Raw genomic sequence first — 16,793 nt, 5'->3', positions numbered from 1 at the left:
GCACGTATTTTCAAACTCCCTAACAATCGAACGCCAAAATTGACAGGTTAAATTTACGCTTTGTTAGCGCCTGATCCCATGCATCCGTGATGCTGGCCCAACCCATATTTCCTCACGGGGTCTTTGCCGATCGCGCCGCCTTGGGTTACATCGAACAAAACGGAGAAGCTCGATGATGACGAAACCGAACGGCGACCTCACCCTGCGCACCCTGGCGATGCCGGCGGATGCCAATGCCGCCGGCGATATTTTCGGCGGCTGGGTGATGGCGCAGATGGACCTTTCCTGCGGTATCCGCGCCGCCGAGCGGGCGCGCGGCCGCGTCGTCACCGCCGCCGTCAAGGAAATGGCCTTCGAAATGCCGGTCAAGATCGGCGATACGCTCTGCATCTATACCGATGTCATCAAGGTCGGCCGGACCTCGATGACGCTGAAGGTGGAAGCCTGGGCGCAGCGTTATCTCTCGGACCGCATGGACAAGGTCACCGATGCGCTGTTCGTCATGGTGGCGCTGGACGAAACCGGCCGGCCGAAACCGGTACCGCCGGAAGCCTGAGAAACATGGCGTCCCGAGGAAAAATTGCGGCCACGCCGTAAACCCCGGGCCCGGAAGCGTCGAAGTCGGCATGGCAGGCGAAGTCGCGCGCGGGCCCTGCGACGCTACGCCTTGAACACAAAGGCTGCGCCGCCCGCGATCAGGCAAAAGCCGATCGCGTGGTTCCAGGTCAGGGTTTCCTTCAGCCAGAAGACGGAGAAGGCGGTAAAGACGGCGAGCGTGATCACCTCCTGCATCGTCTTCAGCTGTGCCGCCGAATAGACCGCGTTGCCGATCCGGTTGGCCGGAACCGCCAGGCAATATTCGAAGAAGGCGATGCCCCAGCTGGCGACGATCGCCATATAGAGCGGCGACGAGGCGTGTTTCAGATGGCCGTACCACGCGAAGGTCATGAACACGTTCGACAGCAGCAGCAGCAGGATCGGCCAGACGGCGGCCGGGTTGATCGCAAAGGGCATGGAGGAATCCTGGGAGGGTTTGACAGCAATCCGCTTCTAGCCGGACTGCGCCGCGACCGGCAAGCCCCCGCCGGGAATGCGTCGCAGCCCCGTGTCAGAAACTGGCAGCAGCGGTATATCCGTTGCCTTTTTGTACTCATCTCCCCCTTCCCTTTCCGGCGGACTCTCGCCATATTCCCGGCATGTCGAAAGCACCGAAAAAATCCGCCGGCTTCGAGGAAGCCCCTCAGGCCCCGCTGACAGGCGCACCGTTGTCGTCGAACGTCGCCGACTGGGCCGAAGAGTTGCAGCGCATGGCCGAGGCCGAGACAATCGAGACCCGTCACGACGTCGCCTCGAAGGCCGGCAAGCACCGCAAGAAGGTCGAGATCGCCGCACAGAAGGCGAAGAACAGCGATGGCGTCGGCGCCAGCCGCTCCGCCCGCGGTACCTCGATGGGCGGCACCACCGATCCGAAGACCCGCGCCGCCGCCGGCCTCAATCCGGTCGCCGGCCTCGACATCTCGCTGGAGGAAGCCGAACGGCTGGGCCTTGGCCGGCAGGGAACCTCCGGAGCGAAGCGCAGCGGGCAAGCGTCCGCCGCCGGCCGTCCGGCGGCCTCCCGCGACGCCGCAGGCGCGCAAAGGAAAAATGGCGCGGAGGGCGACCAGCCCGTGAGCGCAGAAAATGGCGTCACCGCCACCGTCGAAGCCCTCTCGGCCCTGATCGAGAGCGGCAATCCGCTGTTCAAGGACGGCAAGCTGTGGACGCCGCACCGGCCGGCCCGGCCGGAGAAGTCCGAGGGCGGCATCCGGATCGTCATGAAATCCGACTACGAGCCCGCCGGCGACCAGCCGACCGCCATCAAGGACCTCGTCGAGGGCCTGGAGAACCACGACCGCACCCAGGTCCTGCTCGGCGTCACCGGCTCGGGAAAAACCTTCACCATGGCCAAGGTGATCGAGGCGACCCAGCGCCCCGCCGTCATCCTGGCGCCGAACAAGACCTTGGCCGCCCAGCTCTATTCCGAGTTCAAGAACTTCTTCCCCGACAACGCGGTGGAATATTTCGTCTCCTACTACGACTATTACCAGCCGGAAGCCTATGTGCCGCGCTCCGATACCTTCATCGAGAAGGAATCCTCGATCAACGAGCAGATCGACCGCATGCGCCACTCGGCCACCCGCTCGCTGATCGAGCGCGACGACGTCATTATCGTCGCCTCGGTCTCCTGCATCTACGGTATCGGCTCGGTCGAGACTTACACCGCCATGACCTTCCAGATGACCGTCGGCGACACGCTGGATCAACGCCAGCTGCTGGCCGACCTCGTCGCCCAGCAATACAAGCGCCGCGACATGGATTTTCAGCGCGGCTCCTTCCGGGTCCGTGGCGACACGATCGAAATCTTTCCCGCCCACCTTGAGGATGCCGCCTGGCGCATCTCGATGTTCGGCGACGAGATCGATGCCATCACCGAGTTCGATCCGCTGACCGGCCAGAAGACCGACGACCTGAAATCGGTCAAGATCTACGCCAATTCCCACTACGTCACGCCGCGCCCGACGCTCAACCAGGCGATCAAGTCGATCAAGGAGGAGCTGAAGCTGCGCCTCGCCGAATTGGAAAAGGGCGGCCGCCTGCTCGAAGCCCAGCGGCTGGAGCAGCGCACCCGCTACGACATCGAGATGCTCGAGGCGACCGGCTCCTGCGCCGGCATCGAGAACTATTCGCGCTACCTGACCGGCCGCCAGCCCGGCGAGCCGCCGCCGACCTTGTTCGAATACATCCCCGACAATGCCCTGCTGTTCATCGACGAAAGCCACGTCTCGGTCAGCCAGATCGGCGGCATGTACCGCGGCGACTTCCGCCGCAAGGCGACGCTCGCCGAATACGGTTTCCGCCTGCCGTCCTGCATGGACAACCGGCCCTTGCGCTTCGAGGAATGGGACGCCATGCGCCCCGAAACCATCGCCGTCTCGGCAACGCCGGCGGCGTGGGAGCTGGAACAGGCCGGCGGCGTCTTTGCCGAACAGGTCATCCGCCCCACCGGCCTGATCGATCCGCCGGTGGAAGTCCGCCCGGCCAAGACCCAGGTCGACGACGTGCTCGGCGAGATCCGCGAGGCCGCGCAGGCCGGCTACCGCACCCTCGTGACCGTGCTTACCAAGCGCATGGCCGAGGACCTCACCGAATACCTGCACGAGCAGGGCATCCGCGTCCGCTACATGCATTCCGACATCGACACGCTGGAGCGCATCGAGATCATCCGCGACTTACGCTTGGGTGCTTTCGACGTGCTGGTCGGCATCAACCTGTTGCGCGAGGGCCTCGACATCCCCGAATGCGGCTTCGTCGCCATCCTCGATGCCGACAAGGAAGGCTTTTTGCGCTCCGAAACCTCGCTGGTCCAGACGATCGGCCGCGCCGCCCGCAATGTCGACGGCAAGGTCATCCTCTATGCCGACACGGTCACCGGCTCGATGAGCCGCGCCATGGAAGAAACCTCTCGCCGCCGCGAAAAGCAGATGGCCTACAACGAGGCCAACGGCATCACCCCGGAATCCGTCAAGGCGAAGATCTCCGACATCCTCGACAGCGTCTACGAGAAGGACCATGTCCGCGCCGATATCGGCATCAAGGGCGTCAAGGGCGGCATCACCCAGCTGGTCGGCAACAACCTCGCCGCCCATCTCGAAGCGCTGGAAAAACAGATGCGCAACGCCGCCGCCGACCTCGACTTCGAAACCGCCGCCCGCCTGCGCGACGAAATCAAACGCCTCAAGGCCGCCGAACTCGCCGTCATGGACGACCCGATGGCCCGGCAAGAGGCGCGGACGGCCGAAGGCCGGACAGGGACACAAAACAATGGGGCGCGGGCGATGGAAGGCGGAAGCAGCAAGAAGGGCGGCAAAGCCAGCCGCGAGTCGATCTCCCCCCTTGTGGGGGAGATATCCGACAGGACAGAGGGGGGTGCCCCCACCTCAAACTCGGAATCCGCTGCGATACCCCCCTCTGACCCTTCGGGCCATCTCCCCCACAAGGGTGGAGATCAACCCGGCCGCAGCCTCTTCACCAAACCCGACCTCGACGACATGGGCCACGACGTGTCCATCCCTTCTCCCCGTTCACGGGGAGAAGGTGCCCAAAGGGCGGATGAGGGGCAGTCTCTGTTCCGCAAGAACACCCTCGACGAAATGACCGTAGGCCGCACCGAAAAACCGCTCAACACCAAGGGCAAGCTGCCGGAAAAACCGCTGTTGCCGGGCTCCTCCTCTCCCCAGCGGGGAGAGGATAGTTCGCCCCAAGAGGCAAAGCCGATTGGCACGGCGAACTTGGTGAGGGGGTCCGACGACCCCAAACCCCTCCTCCGCGCCAAGCCCGGCGTCGGCTCCTATGAGGATCCGGGCGATGTGAAGCGCCAGAAGAAGACCAAGGGAAAAACGGGACGGCCGGGCCACTGACACCCTCGCCGCCAGAATGCCCCTCATCCGCCCTTCCTTGTCTGAGAAGAATGGCGGGCACCTTCTCCCCGTCGAACCGGGGAGAAGGAACCAGCGGCGCCCTCCGTCATCCCCTCTCCCCGCGTGCGGGGAGAGGGCTAGGGTGGGGGGTAAGCCCGCCGCACGCTCCGCACTCACCACCCACATCCCCAAAAATGCACCATGGCCAGACCGCCGCCTATCGGTTAGTCCTCGCTGACCTCGCCGCCAAAGGACCCGTCATGCGCCTGAAATTCGGTTTGCCCCCCATAGCTCGGGTGACGAACGTGGAACTGCTCTGGAGTAATGGACCGCGTCCAAGCCGCTGCATCGTTGCCGATTGCGATGACACGCCTTACGGAAAAGATTGTGCAGAGTTCTTTGAGAAAGGTCACCCCAACTTCTGCCTCTGCCCGTGTATGTTGGCGATTGCTAAAGGGCTTTCCCGATTCATGTGGATGCAGAGGAAACACGTTCCAAGTTAAGACAGGCAGATCGACCTCCGTAAGTATTCGGAAGATATTTGCTGCGGTCCGCTCTTTTGACGCTGGCCCGTTCGTCGCGCGTTCCAAAGAATTTAACTTGAGATGCGTCGCGTAAAGATCCAAGCTATACTCATCAGTTAGTGCTAGGCCCGTCCTACGTCCCCCCTTATAACCCAAGTCCCGACCTACCCAGACATCAATCATCTGCGCTGAACTTAGAGAGGTTAGTATCTGCAACGGATTCTGGCGCCGGATGGAGGGCGCTAGTTTTTTGTCGAAAACTGGACACGTGTCGGCATAAGGATTGAAGCAGTCCTCAATCCGCAACGTCGATATTCTTTGCACAAATCTCTCGATCAAACTCATGGTCTTATCCCCGCCCCCCAATTGGAACGCAAATAAAGATAGCGTGCACAACGACTATGAAGTGAGATCTATTCAATCAGCTTCCTCTCCCACAGGGAAGAAGTTCCGCGCCGCTCGGCAAACGGGGATGAGAATCTGCTGCGAGAGCGACACCTTCCCCACCGCTCCCCGAGTGGCAGCGAACACAAAATCAACACCTTAGTCAAAATCCCAGTCCCACACTTTGCCGATAAAGGCACCTCCGCCACATCCCCGCTCGTCCCCGCCCCCCATTCCCCATGCCATACTCCTCCCGTCCCGCCAACGGATACCCTGCCAGCCGTGGCAGTGAGGCGGGACCGGCGCCGGGTTTGGGGAAAGGACGGAAGTCCTCAAGTTCGGGGTTCGTGCGAAAATTCCCCTCCGCAGGCTGATGCTGCTGCGGGCGTGCGATGCACAGAGGGCCGACAGGCCGTAGTGGAATAAGTGCGCGGGCAAAAACCGCCGAACGGGGCGCTGGCGAGAGCCACTTTCCCACCACCCAACGAGGCTCTTGCGAGCGCCCCGTCCGAAGCCAGCAGGCGGCGGACAGGACAATGCGGCAAACCGCGGGCCGGCCGGTCGCGTGAAGGCGATGGCGTGCCCACCCGATCACTCAGTCACCAGCCGGAGAGACGCCATGCCCCCGTCATTCACCGAGCGACGCCGAACAGCGTTGCCGCAACGCACCATCGAAATGTTCGGCCTGCCGGGCGACCGCTGCGCCGATCCCGCCTGCCGGCGGCGCGGACGCTGCCAGGGCAGCGCACCGCAAGGTCCGGCCTGCCTCAATCACCTCACCCCCGGCGAGCAGACATTCTACAAGCGATTGCTGGACCATTGCCATTGGGCCGAGCGGAGCCACCTCCACTTCCTCCAGCATTATATCCGCGCAATCGACGATCCCTTCCTGATGCTCGTCGGCGAGATCGTCCGCCGCGTCCAGCCGCGTGGCCACTGGCTGCATGCGGCCCTGCCCCGCTGGTACAAGGAAACCACCGGCCGCCGCGGCCACGCGCCGATCTCACTCACGGCGGCGGCGCAAGCACCCGTCCGCTGGTATTAGCGAAAATGGCGCCGGCCTCCCCACCCTCCGTCATCCTCGCCCTTGTGGCGGGGATCCAGCCACGGCGCGTCCGCGCCGTGAGAGGACCCGCGCCGGATGAATCACAGAGTCTAACGCGCCGTGGACACGGCGCACTGGATTCCTGTGACGGGCACAGGAATGACGGAGGATGGAGATGCGCCAGCGGACCAAAAAGACGCGGAGAAGAGGACGACGCGCCGGAACCCAAAATGCCCGCCCTACTCCGCCGCCTTCACTTCCGGCAGCAGCTCCAGTTCATACGAATAGCCCTCGAGCATCACATAGGCCTGCTCGATCGCCTCGATCTGCGCCTCGGCATTGCGGATGGCGTCGGCGATCGATTGCGAACGGGTGCGCAGCATCGAGCCGAGCACGTCGGCGGCCGGCCGGCGGCCGAGCCGGTCGATGTGCTGGCGGACTCGGGCGCGGTGGCGTTCGAGCTCAAGGATGTGGAAGCGGCTCTTGACGATGTCGTCCGACAGCTTGCGGCGCATGGCGGCGAGCGGGTCGAAGCTGCCGGGCTCGCGCTCGTCGAGGATGAACTCGTTGACCAGCGTTTCCAGCATCAGGATGCCCTTCAGGTCGCGCGGATCGGCAAGCTGCGGGTCGTAGCCGGTATTGTCATAGACCTTGCGCCGCACCGGGTCCTTCAACAGCTCGTAGCAGGCCTGCAGCCGGCCGAAATCGTCCCGGTCGCCGCCCTGGTCGGGATGAACAGTTTTCGCCGCCTTGCGCCAAGCCGTCTTGATCGCCTGCTCGTCGGCATCGCGCTCAAGTCCAAGCGTTTCATAAGGATCGATCACCAGGCCACCTCGTCTTCCAGCATCCGTCATTCCCGCCCTATCCCTTCGCGCCCCCCGCATCAAGGCGGACCGGAGGGCGGGCCGCCCCTTCTTCCGCCATGGCCGGGACGAAATTGTGGAGACACGGCGGCAACGGGCGGTTTTCCCCGGCCGGCTGTTCGATTGCGTCCCAGGCCGCAACCTGCGGAGATTGCCCCGGAAAAGAGACAGCATGCGGTTGAAATATTGGCCATTAATCGCTTGCTATTTTCACGAATTGCTGCCAATTATTTCAACGTTCGGGCGTTTGCATCCCGGAGACTGGACTGGCTGTATGGTCCCGGAGAAATCCGGGCGTGCCGAAAAGGCACTGTAGGCGTTCTTTCCCCGTTATCGACTTCTCCGACTGGCTTTCCGGAATAAAGACAAAACCGGAAAGAAAAAAGGTCTCCACCCTGGCAGGGGTGAAGGCACATCATCAAGGGAATAAGGACTTCTCCCATGGCCACCAAGGGCACCGTAAAATTCTTCAACCAGGACAAGGGCTTTGGCTTCATCACGCCGGAAGGCGGCGCCAAGGACGTTTTCGTCCACATCTCGGCGCTGCAGGCCGCTGGTCTCCAGACCCTGAAGGACGGCCAGCAGGTCACCTTCGACACCGAGCCGGATCGCATGGGCAAGGGCCCGAAGGCCGTCAACATCCAGGCTGCCTAAGCCGGATCTGATCGCCTCGCGATGACTGAATTGAACGGCGTCCTTCGGGGCGCCGTTTTTTTGTTGTGATAGGCGATAGAGAATAGGCAGTGGAATATTGGCTATTGGCTACTCACTACTCCGCCGCCTGCTTCGCCTCGGCCGCGGCAAAAATCGCGTCGAACGCCGCAGCGATCACCTCCGGCCCGGCCCCTGCCCGCGTCGCATCGGCCGACAGGATCTGCCGGAAGCGGCGCGCCCCCGGCCAGCCCTGGAACAGGCCGACCATGTGGCGCGTGACGTGGATCAGCCGCCCGCCCGAGGCGATGTGCCGGGCCGCATGCCCCATCATCGCATCGCGGACATCGGCCCAGAATGCCAGCGACTGCCGGTGCCCGTCGGCGGTGAAGGCCTCGCCGCTCAGGTCGATCGGCGCCGCCCCCGTCAGCGGATGCGAAAAATATTGGTCCACGGCCGTCAGCATGGCGCTATCATGATAGGCGGCGCGGCCGAGCATGACACCGTCCACATGCTCAAGCTCGTCGAGGGCCTGATTCAAACTGCCAAGACCGCCGTTCAGACCAATGAAAAGATGAGGATTTTCTGCCTTGAGACGATGAACCAGGCCATAGTCCAGCGGCGGAACCTCGCGGTTCTCCTTCGGCGACAGGCCCTGCAGCCAGGCTTTTCGCGCATGCACCCAGACGGCATCGGCACCAGCCTCGGTGACGCCGAAAACGAGAGCGCGCAACGCCACCTCCGGCTCCTGATCGTCGACGCCGATCCGGCATTTGACCGTCACCGGGATCGACACCGCCGCCTTCATCGCTGCGACGCAGTCGGCGACGACCGCCGGTTCGCGCATCAGGCAGGCCCCGAACGTGCCGGACTGCACGCGGTCCGACGGGCAGCCGACATTCATGTTGATCTCGGCATAGCCGAAGTCTTCGCCGATCCGCGCCGCTTGCACCATCTTGGCCGGATCGTTGCCGCCGAGTTGCAACGCCACCGGCTGCTCGGTGTCATCAAGCCCCAGCAGCCGCTCCCGGTCGCCGCGCAGGATCGCCTCGCAGACGATCATTTCGGTATAGAGCAGCGCATGCTTCGAAAGCTGCCGGGCCAGGAACCGGTAGTGACGATCGGTCCAGTCGATCATCGGCGCAACGGCGAAAACCGGTGCTCTGAAATACGCCGAACCGCTCGCGCCCGCCGCCAATGTTGTTTCGTCACTCATGAAAGCACTTTCATCCCCGCACGCTCCGCAGGCAGCATAATGAGGCTGGGGCGCACAAGCGGGAAGGTATCATCCGGCTAAACGGCGTCATTAATCGCGGCCTTATACAGCGGGCCGGTTTTGAAAGCGAGATGGAACTTTGGGTGAAGGCGCGAGACGGCAAGGTGCACAGGCACGTAAGGCAAGAGGAGCGAGAAAACCGCCTGGCCCATCGCCGGCATGTAACGATGATCGATTTCAATCGTGCGAACCGGCTCTGCCGCAAAAACAACGGCAGCATGCCGCGGCTTGATGCGCGGCCGGTTTTCGCAATTCTATGCCGGACGCATCAATGCGTCTGAAGCTTTGCCTCTTTCGCGGCCGAAATGAACACTTCCCTTGCTTCCTCGGGCGACTTGCGGCCGTCGAGTGCTGCACGGCACAGGCTCCTGGCGGCGACGTAGCGCGGACCACGCAAATCCGGCCAGGTGTCCATCAGGCAGATCAGGGCATCGAACGGTCCCTGGACGAGCTGAGAGCCTTTTTGTCCAAACCCAACTTCCACGGGACGGGACCATTTAGCATATGGCATGAGCGTCTCCTCCGATTTTCTTGCCAAATCATAACTGGAGGATAACCGATTTGGTTCCCGCTGGGCAGTCGGCAAAACGAAAAAAGCCTGCCGCGGGAGGAGGTGCGGCAGGCTTCTGAAAATGACCCACGGTCGGGAGGAGGTGACCGCTGATCGATCGCAGCTTTCCGGGAGGAGTGAATCGCTGCGATAAATATGACTTTATTACCGCATTGCAGCAAAATCAAGGCAAATATTATGCAGCGCAGCAATTTTACCAATAACGGCTGCGATGCGGTGGCGGGTTCGCGGCACTGCCGATCAGATAGCCGGCAAGAAAAGCCGCGACGCCGAAAACGAGCAGCGCCGTGCTTGTTGCCGACGGGTGATCGTGCGCGGTCCTTGCGACCGCCGACGCTTCGTCCTTGACATGGCTTGCCGCCCGCTTTGCTTTTGCCACTGCGCCGCTTGCCCCACCCAGTTCGCCTGTGAAACCGGTTCGCAAATTTTTGATATTGGCCATCTTCATGCTCCTCTTCTTCAGCAAGGAAACATGTCAAAAGTAATATAGTTCCATCAAAAGGACGGAGAGGATGCCCGAACCTTGGGCGTATGCTCGACAAATACGCCCGAACAGCTCTTTCGATAGAAGATCACGCATCGTTACGACACGAAATCAAAGCCTTTGCTGAAAAATGACTGTTGTGATTCGTTTACCTATGGCATGTTATTGGATGTGGTGCCCCATAAAAACCGATTTCGGAGTAACAACTGCAATCCAGAATCAAAAAAAATAACGCGACGGGAGAGAAAACATGGCAGAGGAAAATCTGTATCGCATCGTTGAAGTCAGTTTGAAGCGTGGTGCTGATCGCCGTGACGTCGGCATCATGACCGTGCGCCAGGCGCTGGAGCTTCCGGATGTCCCCAGCCTCGAATATACCCACCCGGACCTCAATTCCCGAGCTGGAAGCCGGTTTCTGACGCGTGATCAGCTTGAAGCCTATGCCTGCAGCTGACGCACCTTTCCCCACCCCGTAAAGGGGTGCTATCGTCCGGCATCCGCAATCGATGCTTGGATGCCGATGACCACAATTGTTCCCCTTCCTGCCCCGGTTCTGTTGCCGGTTGCGAATACCGAGCGGGCCTTTCCCGTTCGCCGCGTCTATTGCGTGGGCCGTAACTATGCGGCCCACGCAATAGAGATGGGCCATGATCCCGATCGCGAAGCGCCATTCTTCTTTCAGAAAAATCCGGACAATCTGCTGCTGCAGGGCACGGACTTTCCGTACCCGCCGCTCTCCTTGGACGTTCATCACGAAGTCGAACTTGTCGTCGCGCTGCAAAAGGGCGGCAACGATATCGCGACAGGCGACGCCCTCGACTGCGTTTACGGCTATGCCGTTGGTATCGATTTCACCCGCCGCGATCTTCAGGCCGCGGCGAAGGCGGCTGGCAAGCCCTGGACCGCGGCGAAAGCCTTCGAACAGTCGGCGCCGGTTTCAGAGATCGTTCCAGCCGAAACCATAGGTCATCCCGCCAATGGCAATATCTGGCTGACGGTCAATGGCGACAGGAAACAGCACGGCGACCTCAACCAGATGATCTGGAAGGTGCCGGAAATCATCGCCGAACTGTCGACGTTTTTCACCCTTGCTGCCGGAGACATCATTATGACGGGGACGCCCTCGGGCGTCGGTTCGGTGTCGCGCGGTGATGTGATTTCCTGCGGTATCGACGGCGTCGCGACGCTGACCGTCACGGTCATTTAAAGAACAAGAAGGAAAAATCATGCCGCTTTATGCACTTGGCCCAACACGACCATCTGTCCCGGCGCAAGGCAGCTATTGGCTCGCCCCGGACGCGTATGTCATCGGTAAGGTCGAACTGGGTGAGGATGTCGGCGTCTGGTTCGGTGCGGTGCTTCGAGGCGACAACGAGCCGATCCGGATCGGCTCGCGCACCAACATCCAGGAGGGCGTCATCATCCATGTCGATCCGGGTTTTCCGGTGACGATCGGAGAAGGCTGCACCATCGGCCATCACGCCATCGTGCATGGCTGCACCGTCGGCGACAATTCGCTGATCGGCATGGGCGCAACGGTACTGAACGGCGCTGTGATCGGCAACAACTGCCTGGTCGGCGCCAATGCGCTAGTGACGGAAGGCAAGGTCTTTCCCGACAATTCATTGATCGTCGGCGCACCGGCAAAGGCCATCCGGCTGCTCGATGAAGCGGCCGTCGCCGGTTTGAAGAACTCGGCGAACAGCTATGTCAAGAAATGGCAGCTTTTCGCGACCAGCCTGTCGCTCATCGAGTAATCGCCGTCAGAGCTTCAACCGTCGCAGCCGGAGTGCGTTGGTGACGATGGAGACGCAGGACAGGCACATCGCGGCAGCAAAGCATGGGCGAGAGCAGAGGTCGAGATCGGCGTGGCGGGGCCGAGCGTGCAGGACCATCAGGTCCGGATGCTCACACATCCGTTTGCAGTGGGATACCGCTTTGACTTGGCGGGATTATCCGCAGGTGCAGTTCTGGCAATGGCCGCGAATCTCGATCGTCGTCTTTTCGGTCTTGAAATGCTCCTTGCCGGCGAGGAGGGAAAGCCGCTCCTCGATACCTTCATCATGCATTTCGGTCACTTGGCCGCAATCCTCGCAGATCGCAAAGGCAGTCACGCCGTGATCAAGGTGATGATGATCCGGATGGGCGCAGGCGACGAAGGAGTTCAGGCTTTCGAGCCGGTGGATCATGCCGAATTCGAGCAGTTTGTCCAGCGCGCGATAGACCTGCAGCGGCGCACGAAAACCGTGGTCACGCAGTTTGTCGAGAATCGTATAGGCGCTGAGCGGGCCTTCCGCGTGGGTCAGCGCATCGAGCACCAGCGTCTGGTTCTTGGTGAGTTGCTGCGCCATCAGTGATGCCCTCCATGCGTCGAGTGAATGGCTGTCTCGGTCTCTCCATTGCGGCCGAACGGCAGAAGGCTGAGCACGAAAAGCCCCATCGCCGCAACCACGATCGAGGGACCGGACGGCGTATCGAAATGCAGCGAGCCGAACAGACCGCCGGTGACGGCAAGCACGCCGATAACCGAGGCGAGCACGGCCATGATCTCCGGCGACGTGGCAAAGCGGCGGGCGGTTGCCGCCGGGATGATCAGCAGCGAGGTGATCAAGAGGATGCCGACGATCTTCATGGCGATCGCGATCACCAAGGCCATCAGCAGCATGAAGTAAAGCCGCGCCCGCTCCGGCTGCAGGCCTTCAGCCTCGGCCAGTTCCGGATTGACGGTGGAGGCGAGCAGCGGCCGCCAGAGATAGACGATGGCAAACAAGACGAGAATGCCGCCGCCCCAGACGAGATCGATATCCGCTTCGGAGACGGCGAGGATATCACCGAACAGGAAGCCGACGAGGTCGATCCGCACCCAGGTCATGAAGGCGACCATGACGAGGCCGATCGACAGCGCCGAATGGGAGAGGATGCCGAGCAGCGCATCGGTCGACAGTGCGCCGCGCTTCTGCAGAAGCAGCAACAGCAGCGAAACGACGGCGGCAACGATGAAGACGCTCAGCATCACATTAAGGTTAAACAGCAGCGACAGCGCCACGCCGAGCAGGGCCGAATGCGCCATGGTGTCGCCGAAATAGGCCATGCGGCGCCAGATGACAAAGCAGCCGAGCGGGCCGACCGTGATGGCAAGGCCGATACCGGCAATGAGCGCGCGGGTGAAGAAATCGTCAAACACGGCGCGTCTCCTTGTCGTCGAAGCCCTGCAGGCGGCTCTGATGGCCGCAGCCGCAATCCGGGCCGTGGACATGATCATGGGCGTCATGCTCACGTTCAGCATCGGCGTGGGCGCCATGATGATGGCCGTCGTCCGGATGGCAATGTTCGGTGATACTGCCATCGGCATGCAGAACGCGGCCGTCGGGCAGATGGGTGTGGTCGTGATCGTGGCTGTAGACGGCAAGCGTCTTGGCTGCGCGGCTGCCGAACAGCTTTAGATATTCCGGGCTCTGGCTGACCATCTGCGGCGTGCCGCGGCAGCAGACATGGCCGTTGAGGCAGATCACCGTGTCGGTCTCGGCCATCACCACATGCAGGTCGTGGGAGATCAACAGGATGCCGCAGCCGGTCTGGTTGCGGATTGACTTGATCAGGTCGTAGAGCGCGATCTCGCCGGAAAAATCTACGCCCTGCACCGGTTCGTCGAGAACGAGCAGATCGGGCTTGCGGGCAATGGCGCGGGCAAGCAGGGCCCGCTGGAATTCGCCCCCTGACAGGTGCTGCACCTCGGCGCGGGCGAGATGCGCAATGCCGGTCGCATGCAGCGCCTCCTCGATCTCGCGGTCCTTCAGCGGGCCGGTCAGCGTCATCAGGCGCCCGACCGTCAGGGGCAGCGTCCAGTCGATGGCGAGCTTCTGCGGCACATAGCCGACCTTGAGGCCCGGTTTGCGTTCGACCCAGCCCTCGTCCGGCTTCAAAACGCCGATCGCAGCCTTCGCCGTCGTCGATTTGCCCGAGCCGTTCGGGCCGATCAGCGTGACGATCTCGCCGGGGCTGATGGAGAACTCGACACCGCGCACCAGCCAGCGGCCGCTGCGGCGCACGCCGGCATTGTTCATGAGGACGAGAGGCTTCTGATCGGACGTGCGGAAATTCAGCATCAAAAAATCCGGATTTTCGGTGTTGCCAGTCGCTATGCCACACGTTATAGCATAACGCAATTGATGTAATAACATTACATTGATTTACAAGACAGGAGTCCCCGCATGAGCCTGAAAAAATCCATCCTTTTGACATCCTCCCTTTTTTTCGCCCCCTCCATGCTTCTGGCAACTGGCACCGCCCATGCCGAAGTCCCGAACGTCGTCGTCTCGATCAAGCCGATCCATTCGCTGGTCGCCTCGATCATGAAAGGGCTCGGCGAACCGGCGCTGATCGTCGAGGGCGCCGCCTCCCCCCACACATACAGCATGAAGCCCTCCAATGCCTCGGCGCTGGAAAACGCCAACATCGTCTTCTGGGTCGGTCATGGGCTGGAAGCCTTTCTGGAAAAGCCTCTGGAATCGCTCGGCAGCAGCGCAAAGATTGTCGAACTGGACGATGCGCCCGGACTTGAAAAGCTGAAATTCCGCGAAGGCGGCGCCTTCGAGCCACATGACGACGGCGACGAGCACGAGGCAGGTGCGGAAGGCGCCGAAGGTCACGCCCATGAAGAAGGCCATCACCACGACGAGGGTGAGTTCGACATGCACCTCTGGCTCGATCCGGCCAATGCCAAGGCGATGGCGGCCGCGATCGAAAAGACGCTTGCCGCTGCGGATCCGGACAATGCGGCCGCTTACAAAGCCAATCTCGATGCCCTGAGCACGCGGCTCGATACGCTCGACAAGACGCTTGTAGAAGCGGTCGCGCCGATCAAGGACAAGCCCTTCATCGTCTTTCACGATGCCTACCAGTATTTCGAGCATCGCTATGACGTGAAGGTCGCAGGCTCGATCACGGTGAGCCCCGAAGTCCTGCCGGGCGCCGAACGGCTGTCCGAGATCCACGCCAAGATCGTCGAACTCGGCGCGACCTGCGTCTTTGCCGAACCGCAGTTCGAACCGAAGCTGGTCAATGTCGTGCTCGAAGGCACGCCGGCGAAATCCGGCGCGCTCGACCCGGAAGCCGCCACCCTCGATGCTGGCCCCGACCTCTATTTCCAGCTGATGGAAGGCATCGGCACCTCGCTAAAGACCTGCCTTTCCAACGGCAGCTGAACAGGTTCCTCCCAGCGACCTTAGAAGGCGGGCCACCGGTCCGCCTTTTTTAGACCATTGTGTGTAATAGTATAACATTAAGGGATACAGGACAATGTCCGACAGACTTCCGGTCACCGTTCTCTCCGGCTTTCTCGGCGCTGGAAAAACGACGGTGCTCAATCATATCCTCAACAATCGCGACGGGCTGCGAGTTGCGGTGATCGTCAACGACATGAGCGAGGTGAACATCGATGCCGCCCTGGTGCGCGATGGCGGCGCGAACCTGTCGCGGACGGAGGAACAACTGGTTGAAATGACCAACGGCTGCATCTGCTGCACGCTGCGCGACGATCTCCTGAACGAGGTGCGCAAACTCGCCGAACAGGACCGGTTCGACTGTCTGCTGATCGAATCGACCGGTATCGCCGAGCCGCTTCCCGTTGCAACGACCTTCGAGTTCCGCGACGAAAGCGGCGCCAGCCTCTCCGATGTGGCACGGCTCGATACGATGGTAACCGTCGTCGATGCCGCGAGCCTCTTGGCTGACTATTCCTGCGACGATTTCCTCGCCGACCGCGGCGACACGGCCGGAGACGCCGACAACCGCACGCTTGTCGACCTCTTGGTCGAGCAGATCGAATTCGCCGACGTCGTCATCCTCAACAAGACCGGCAGCGCCACGCCTGAAAAGCTTGACGCGGCGCGCAAGATCGTCGTTGGCCTCAATCCGGATGCACGGCTGCTCGAGACGGATTTCGGGCGGGTGGCGCTACGCGATGTGCTCGGCACCGGGCTGTTTGATATGGCGAAGGCCGAGCAGCATCCGCTCTGGTACAAGGAACTACACGGCTTCAAGGACCATGTGCCGGAAACGGAGGAATATGGCATCCGCTCCTTCGTCTACCGCGCGAAACGGCCGTTCGATCCCGCCCGGTTTCACGCCTTCATCAATCGTTCGTGGCCGGGCATCGTGCGCGCAAAAGGTTTCTTCTGGCTGGCGACACGACCGCATCAGGTGGGCGAACTGAGCCAGGCGGGTCCCATGGTGCGAACCTCGAAGATGGGGCTCTGGTGGTCATCGGTTCCCAAAGCCCAGTGGCCGGACGATCCGGGGTTTTTGGCGATGATGAAGCCCTACCTTGATCCCGTCTGGGGCGATCGGCGCCAGGAGATCGTCTTCATCGGCGCCGATCCGATGAACCAGGCGGCACTGGAAGCCGAGCTTGACGATTGTCTGGTGGATGCCGGCAGTTTCACGCCGGAGCGCTGGCGGACACTGCCCGATCCGTTCGTGGATTGGTCCGCCAGGGCAAGCTAGCGGCGCGAGCACTATCCGCTGTTCTCGAAAGGCG

Annotated in this window: 18 protein-coding genes; 9 read left to right on the top strand and 9 right to left on the bottom strand. The window is 61.7% G+C overall.

The window, feature by feature from the left end:
* The first annotated feature begins 175 nt into the window (after window positions 1-175).
* The gene (locus ACSQ2Z_RS09860) at window positions 176-556 is read left to right on the top strand and encodes an acyl-CoA thioesterase (RefSeq protein WP_436083042.1); all 381 of its coding nucleotides are present in this window, start codon (window positions 176-178) and stop codon (window positions 554-556) included.
* Between the two features lie 104 nt (window positions 557-660).
* Here ACSQ2Z_RS09860 and ACSQ2Z_RS09855 read toward each other — a convergent pair whose 3' ends face one another.
* On the bottom strand, window positions 661-1,014 hold the full coding sequence (locus ACSQ2Z_RS09855) for a DMT family protein (RefSeq protein WP_436081033.1): 354 nt from the start codon (window positions 1,012-1,014) through the stop codon (window positions 661-663).
* 182 nt (window positions 1,015-1,196) lie between these two features.
* On the opposite strand from ACSQ2Z_RS09855, the gene uvrB reads away from it, so the two are divergent.
* Window positions 1,197-4,457: an excinuclease ABC subunit UvrB gene (gene uvrB, locus ACSQ2Z_RS09850; RefSeq protein WP_436081032.1), complete on the top strand. Its 3,261-nt coding sequence runs from the start codon at window positions 1,197-1,199 to the stop codon at window positions 4,455-4,457.
* A gap of 224 nt (window positions 4,458-4,681) precedes the next feature.
* Here uvrB and ACSQ2Z_RS09845 read toward each other — a convergent pair whose 3' ends face one another.
* Complete coding sequence (locus tag ACSQ2Z_RS09845) at window positions 4,682-5,326, bottom strand: uracil-DNA glycosylase (protein ID WP_436081031.1); 645 nt, start codon at window positions 5,324-5,326, stop codon at window positions 4,682-4,684.
* A 658-nt stretch (window positions 5,327-5,984) separates the two neighbouring features.
* Between ACSQ2Z_RS09845 and ACSQ2Z_RS09840 the strand changes: the two genes are divergently transcribed.
* Complete coding sequence (locus tag ACSQ2Z_RS09840) at window positions 5,985-6,410, top strand: hypothetical protein (protein WP_436081030.1); 426 nt, start codon at window positions 5,985-5,987, stop codon at window positions 6,408-6,410.
* A gap of 239 nt (window positions 6,411-6,649) precedes the next feature.
* On the opposite strand, the gene ACSQ2Z_RS09835 is transcribed toward ACSQ2Z_RS09840, so the two are convergent.
* Window positions 6,650-7,264, bottom strand: a complete 615-nt coding sequence (locus tag ACSQ2Z_RS09835) for a J domain-containing protein (protein WP_436081029.1) — start codon at window positions 7,262-7,264, stop codon at window positions 6,650-6,652.
* Between the two features lie 450 nt (window positions 7,265-7,714).
* On the opposite strand from ACSQ2Z_RS09835, the gene ACSQ2Z_RS09830 reads away from it, so the two are divergent.
* Window positions 7,715-7,927, top strand: a complete 213-nt coding sequence (locus ACSQ2Z_RS09830) for a cold-shock protein (RefSeq protein ID WP_018324555.1) — start codon at window positions 7,715-7,717, stop codon at window positions 7,925-7,927.
* 115 nt (window positions 7,928-8,042) lie between these two features.
* Here the strand turns inward: ACSQ2Z_RS09830 and dusA are convergent, their stop codons facing one another.
* From dusA to ACSQ2Z_RS09815, 3 genes are all read right to left on the bottom strand, one after another.
* Window positions 8,043-9,140, bottom strand: coding sequence for a tRNA dihydrouridine(20/20a) synthase DusA (dusA, locus tag ACSQ2Z_RS09825; RefSeq protein ID WP_436081028.1), 1,098 nt, complete (start codon window positions 9,138-9,140; stop codon window positions 8,043-8,045).
* A 328-nt stretch (window positions 9,141-9,468) separates the two neighbouring features.
* Window positions 9,469-9,711 (bottom strand): DUF982 domain-containing protein, encoded by a 243-nt coding sequence (locus ACSQ2Z_RS09820; protein ID WP_436081027.1) that lies wholly within the window; start codon window positions 9,709-9,711, stop codon window positions 9,469-9,471.
* Between the two features lie 253 nt (window positions 9,712-9,964).
* Window positions 9,965-10,213 carry a hypothetical protein gene (locus ACSQ2Z_RS09815; RefSeq protein WP_436081026.1) on the bottom strand — a complete coding sequence of 83 codons (249 nt, stop codon included), beginning with the start codon at window positions 10,211-10,213 and terminating at the stop codon, window positions 9,965-9,967.
* A gap of 292 nt (window positions 10,214-10,505) precedes the next feature.
* Between ACSQ2Z_RS09815 and ACSQ2Z_RS09810 the strand changes: the two genes are divergently transcribed.
* The 3 genes from ACSQ2Z_RS09810 (at window position 10,506) to ACSQ2Z_RS09800 (ending at window position 12,012) form a co-directional block, all read left to right on the top strand.
* Window positions 10,506-10,709, top strand: coding sequence for a hypothetical protein (locus ACSQ2Z_RS09810; RefSeq protein ID WP_436081025.1), 204 nt, complete (start codon window positions 10,506-10,508; stop codon window positions 10,707-10,709).
* Window positions 10,710-10,775: 66 nt separating this feature from the next.
* Window positions 10,776-11,462 carry a fumarylacetoacetate hydrolase family protein gene (locus ACSQ2Z_RS09805; protein WP_436081024.1) on the top strand — a complete coding sequence of 229 codons (687 nt, stop codon included), beginning with the start codon at window positions 10,776-10,778 and terminating at the stop codon, window positions 11,460-11,462.
* A gap of 19 nt (window positions 11,463-11,481) precedes the next feature.
* Window positions 11,482-12,012, top strand: coding sequence for a gamma carbonic anhydrase family protein (locus ACSQ2Z_RS09800; RefSeq protein WP_436081023.1), 531 nt, complete (start codon window positions 11,482-11,484; stop codon window positions 12,010-12,012).
* A gap of 195 nt (window positions 12,013-12,207) precedes the next feature.
* On the opposite strand, the gene ACSQ2Z_RS09795 is transcribed toward ACSQ2Z_RS09800, so the two are convergent.
* From ACSQ2Z_RS09795 to ACSQ2Z_RS09785, 3 genes are read right to left on the bottom strand one after another with little or no spacing between them, the layout of a single operon-like run.
* Window positions 12,208-12,609 (bottom strand): Fur family transcriptional regulator, encoded by a 402-nt coding sequence (locus ACSQ2Z_RS09795; protein WP_436083041.1) that lies wholly within the window; start codon window positions 12,607-12,609, stop codon window positions 12,208-12,210.
* The gene (gene znuB, locus ACSQ2Z_RS09790; protein ID WP_436081022.1) at window positions 12,606-13,439 is read right to left on the bottom strand and encodes a zinc ABC transporter permease subunit ZnuB; all 834 of its coding nucleotides are present in this window, start codon (window positions 13,437-13,439) and stop codon (window positions 12,606-12,608) included. The genes ACSQ2Z_RS09795 and znuB overlap by 4 nt, the downstream gene beginning before the upstream one ends.
* Entirely contained in the window at window positions 13,432-14,361 is a 930-nt protein-coding gene (locus ACSQ2Z_RS09785; RefSeq protein WP_436081021.1) for an ATP-binding cassette domain-containing protein, read from the bottom strand. Before ACSQ2Z_RS09785 ends, znuB begins: the two co-directional genes overlap by 8 nt.
* Window positions 14,362-14,466: 105 nt before the next feature.
* On the opposite strand from ACSQ2Z_RS09785, the gene ACSQ2Z_RS09780 reads away from it, so the two are divergent.
* Together ACSQ2Z_RS09780 and ACSQ2Z_RS09775 are read left to right on the top strand one after the other, a co-directional pair.
* A complete protein-coding gene (locus ACSQ2Z_RS09780; protein WP_436081020.1) occupies window positions 14,467-15,459 on the top strand; it encodes a zinc ABC transporter substrate-binding protein in 993 nt (330 codons plus the stop codon).
* 94 nt (window positions 15,460-15,553) lie between these two features.
* Window positions 15,554-16,759 (top strand): GTP-binding protein, encoded by a 1,206-nt coding sequence (locus ACSQ2Z_RS09775; protein ID WP_436081019.1) that lies wholly within the window; start codon window positions 15,554-15,556, stop codon window positions 16,757-16,759.
* Window positions 16,760-16,793 lie beyond the last annotated feature (34 nt).

Origin of the sequence: Pararhizobium sp. LjRoot235 (genome assembly GCF_964254145.1) — a bacterium.
Lineage (GTDB): Bacteria > Pseudomonadota > Alphaproteobacteria > Rhizobiales > Rhizobiaceae > Pararhizobium.
Note: the sequence above shows the minus strand (reverse complement) of the source record. Positions and strands in the feature narration are given on the sequence as shown.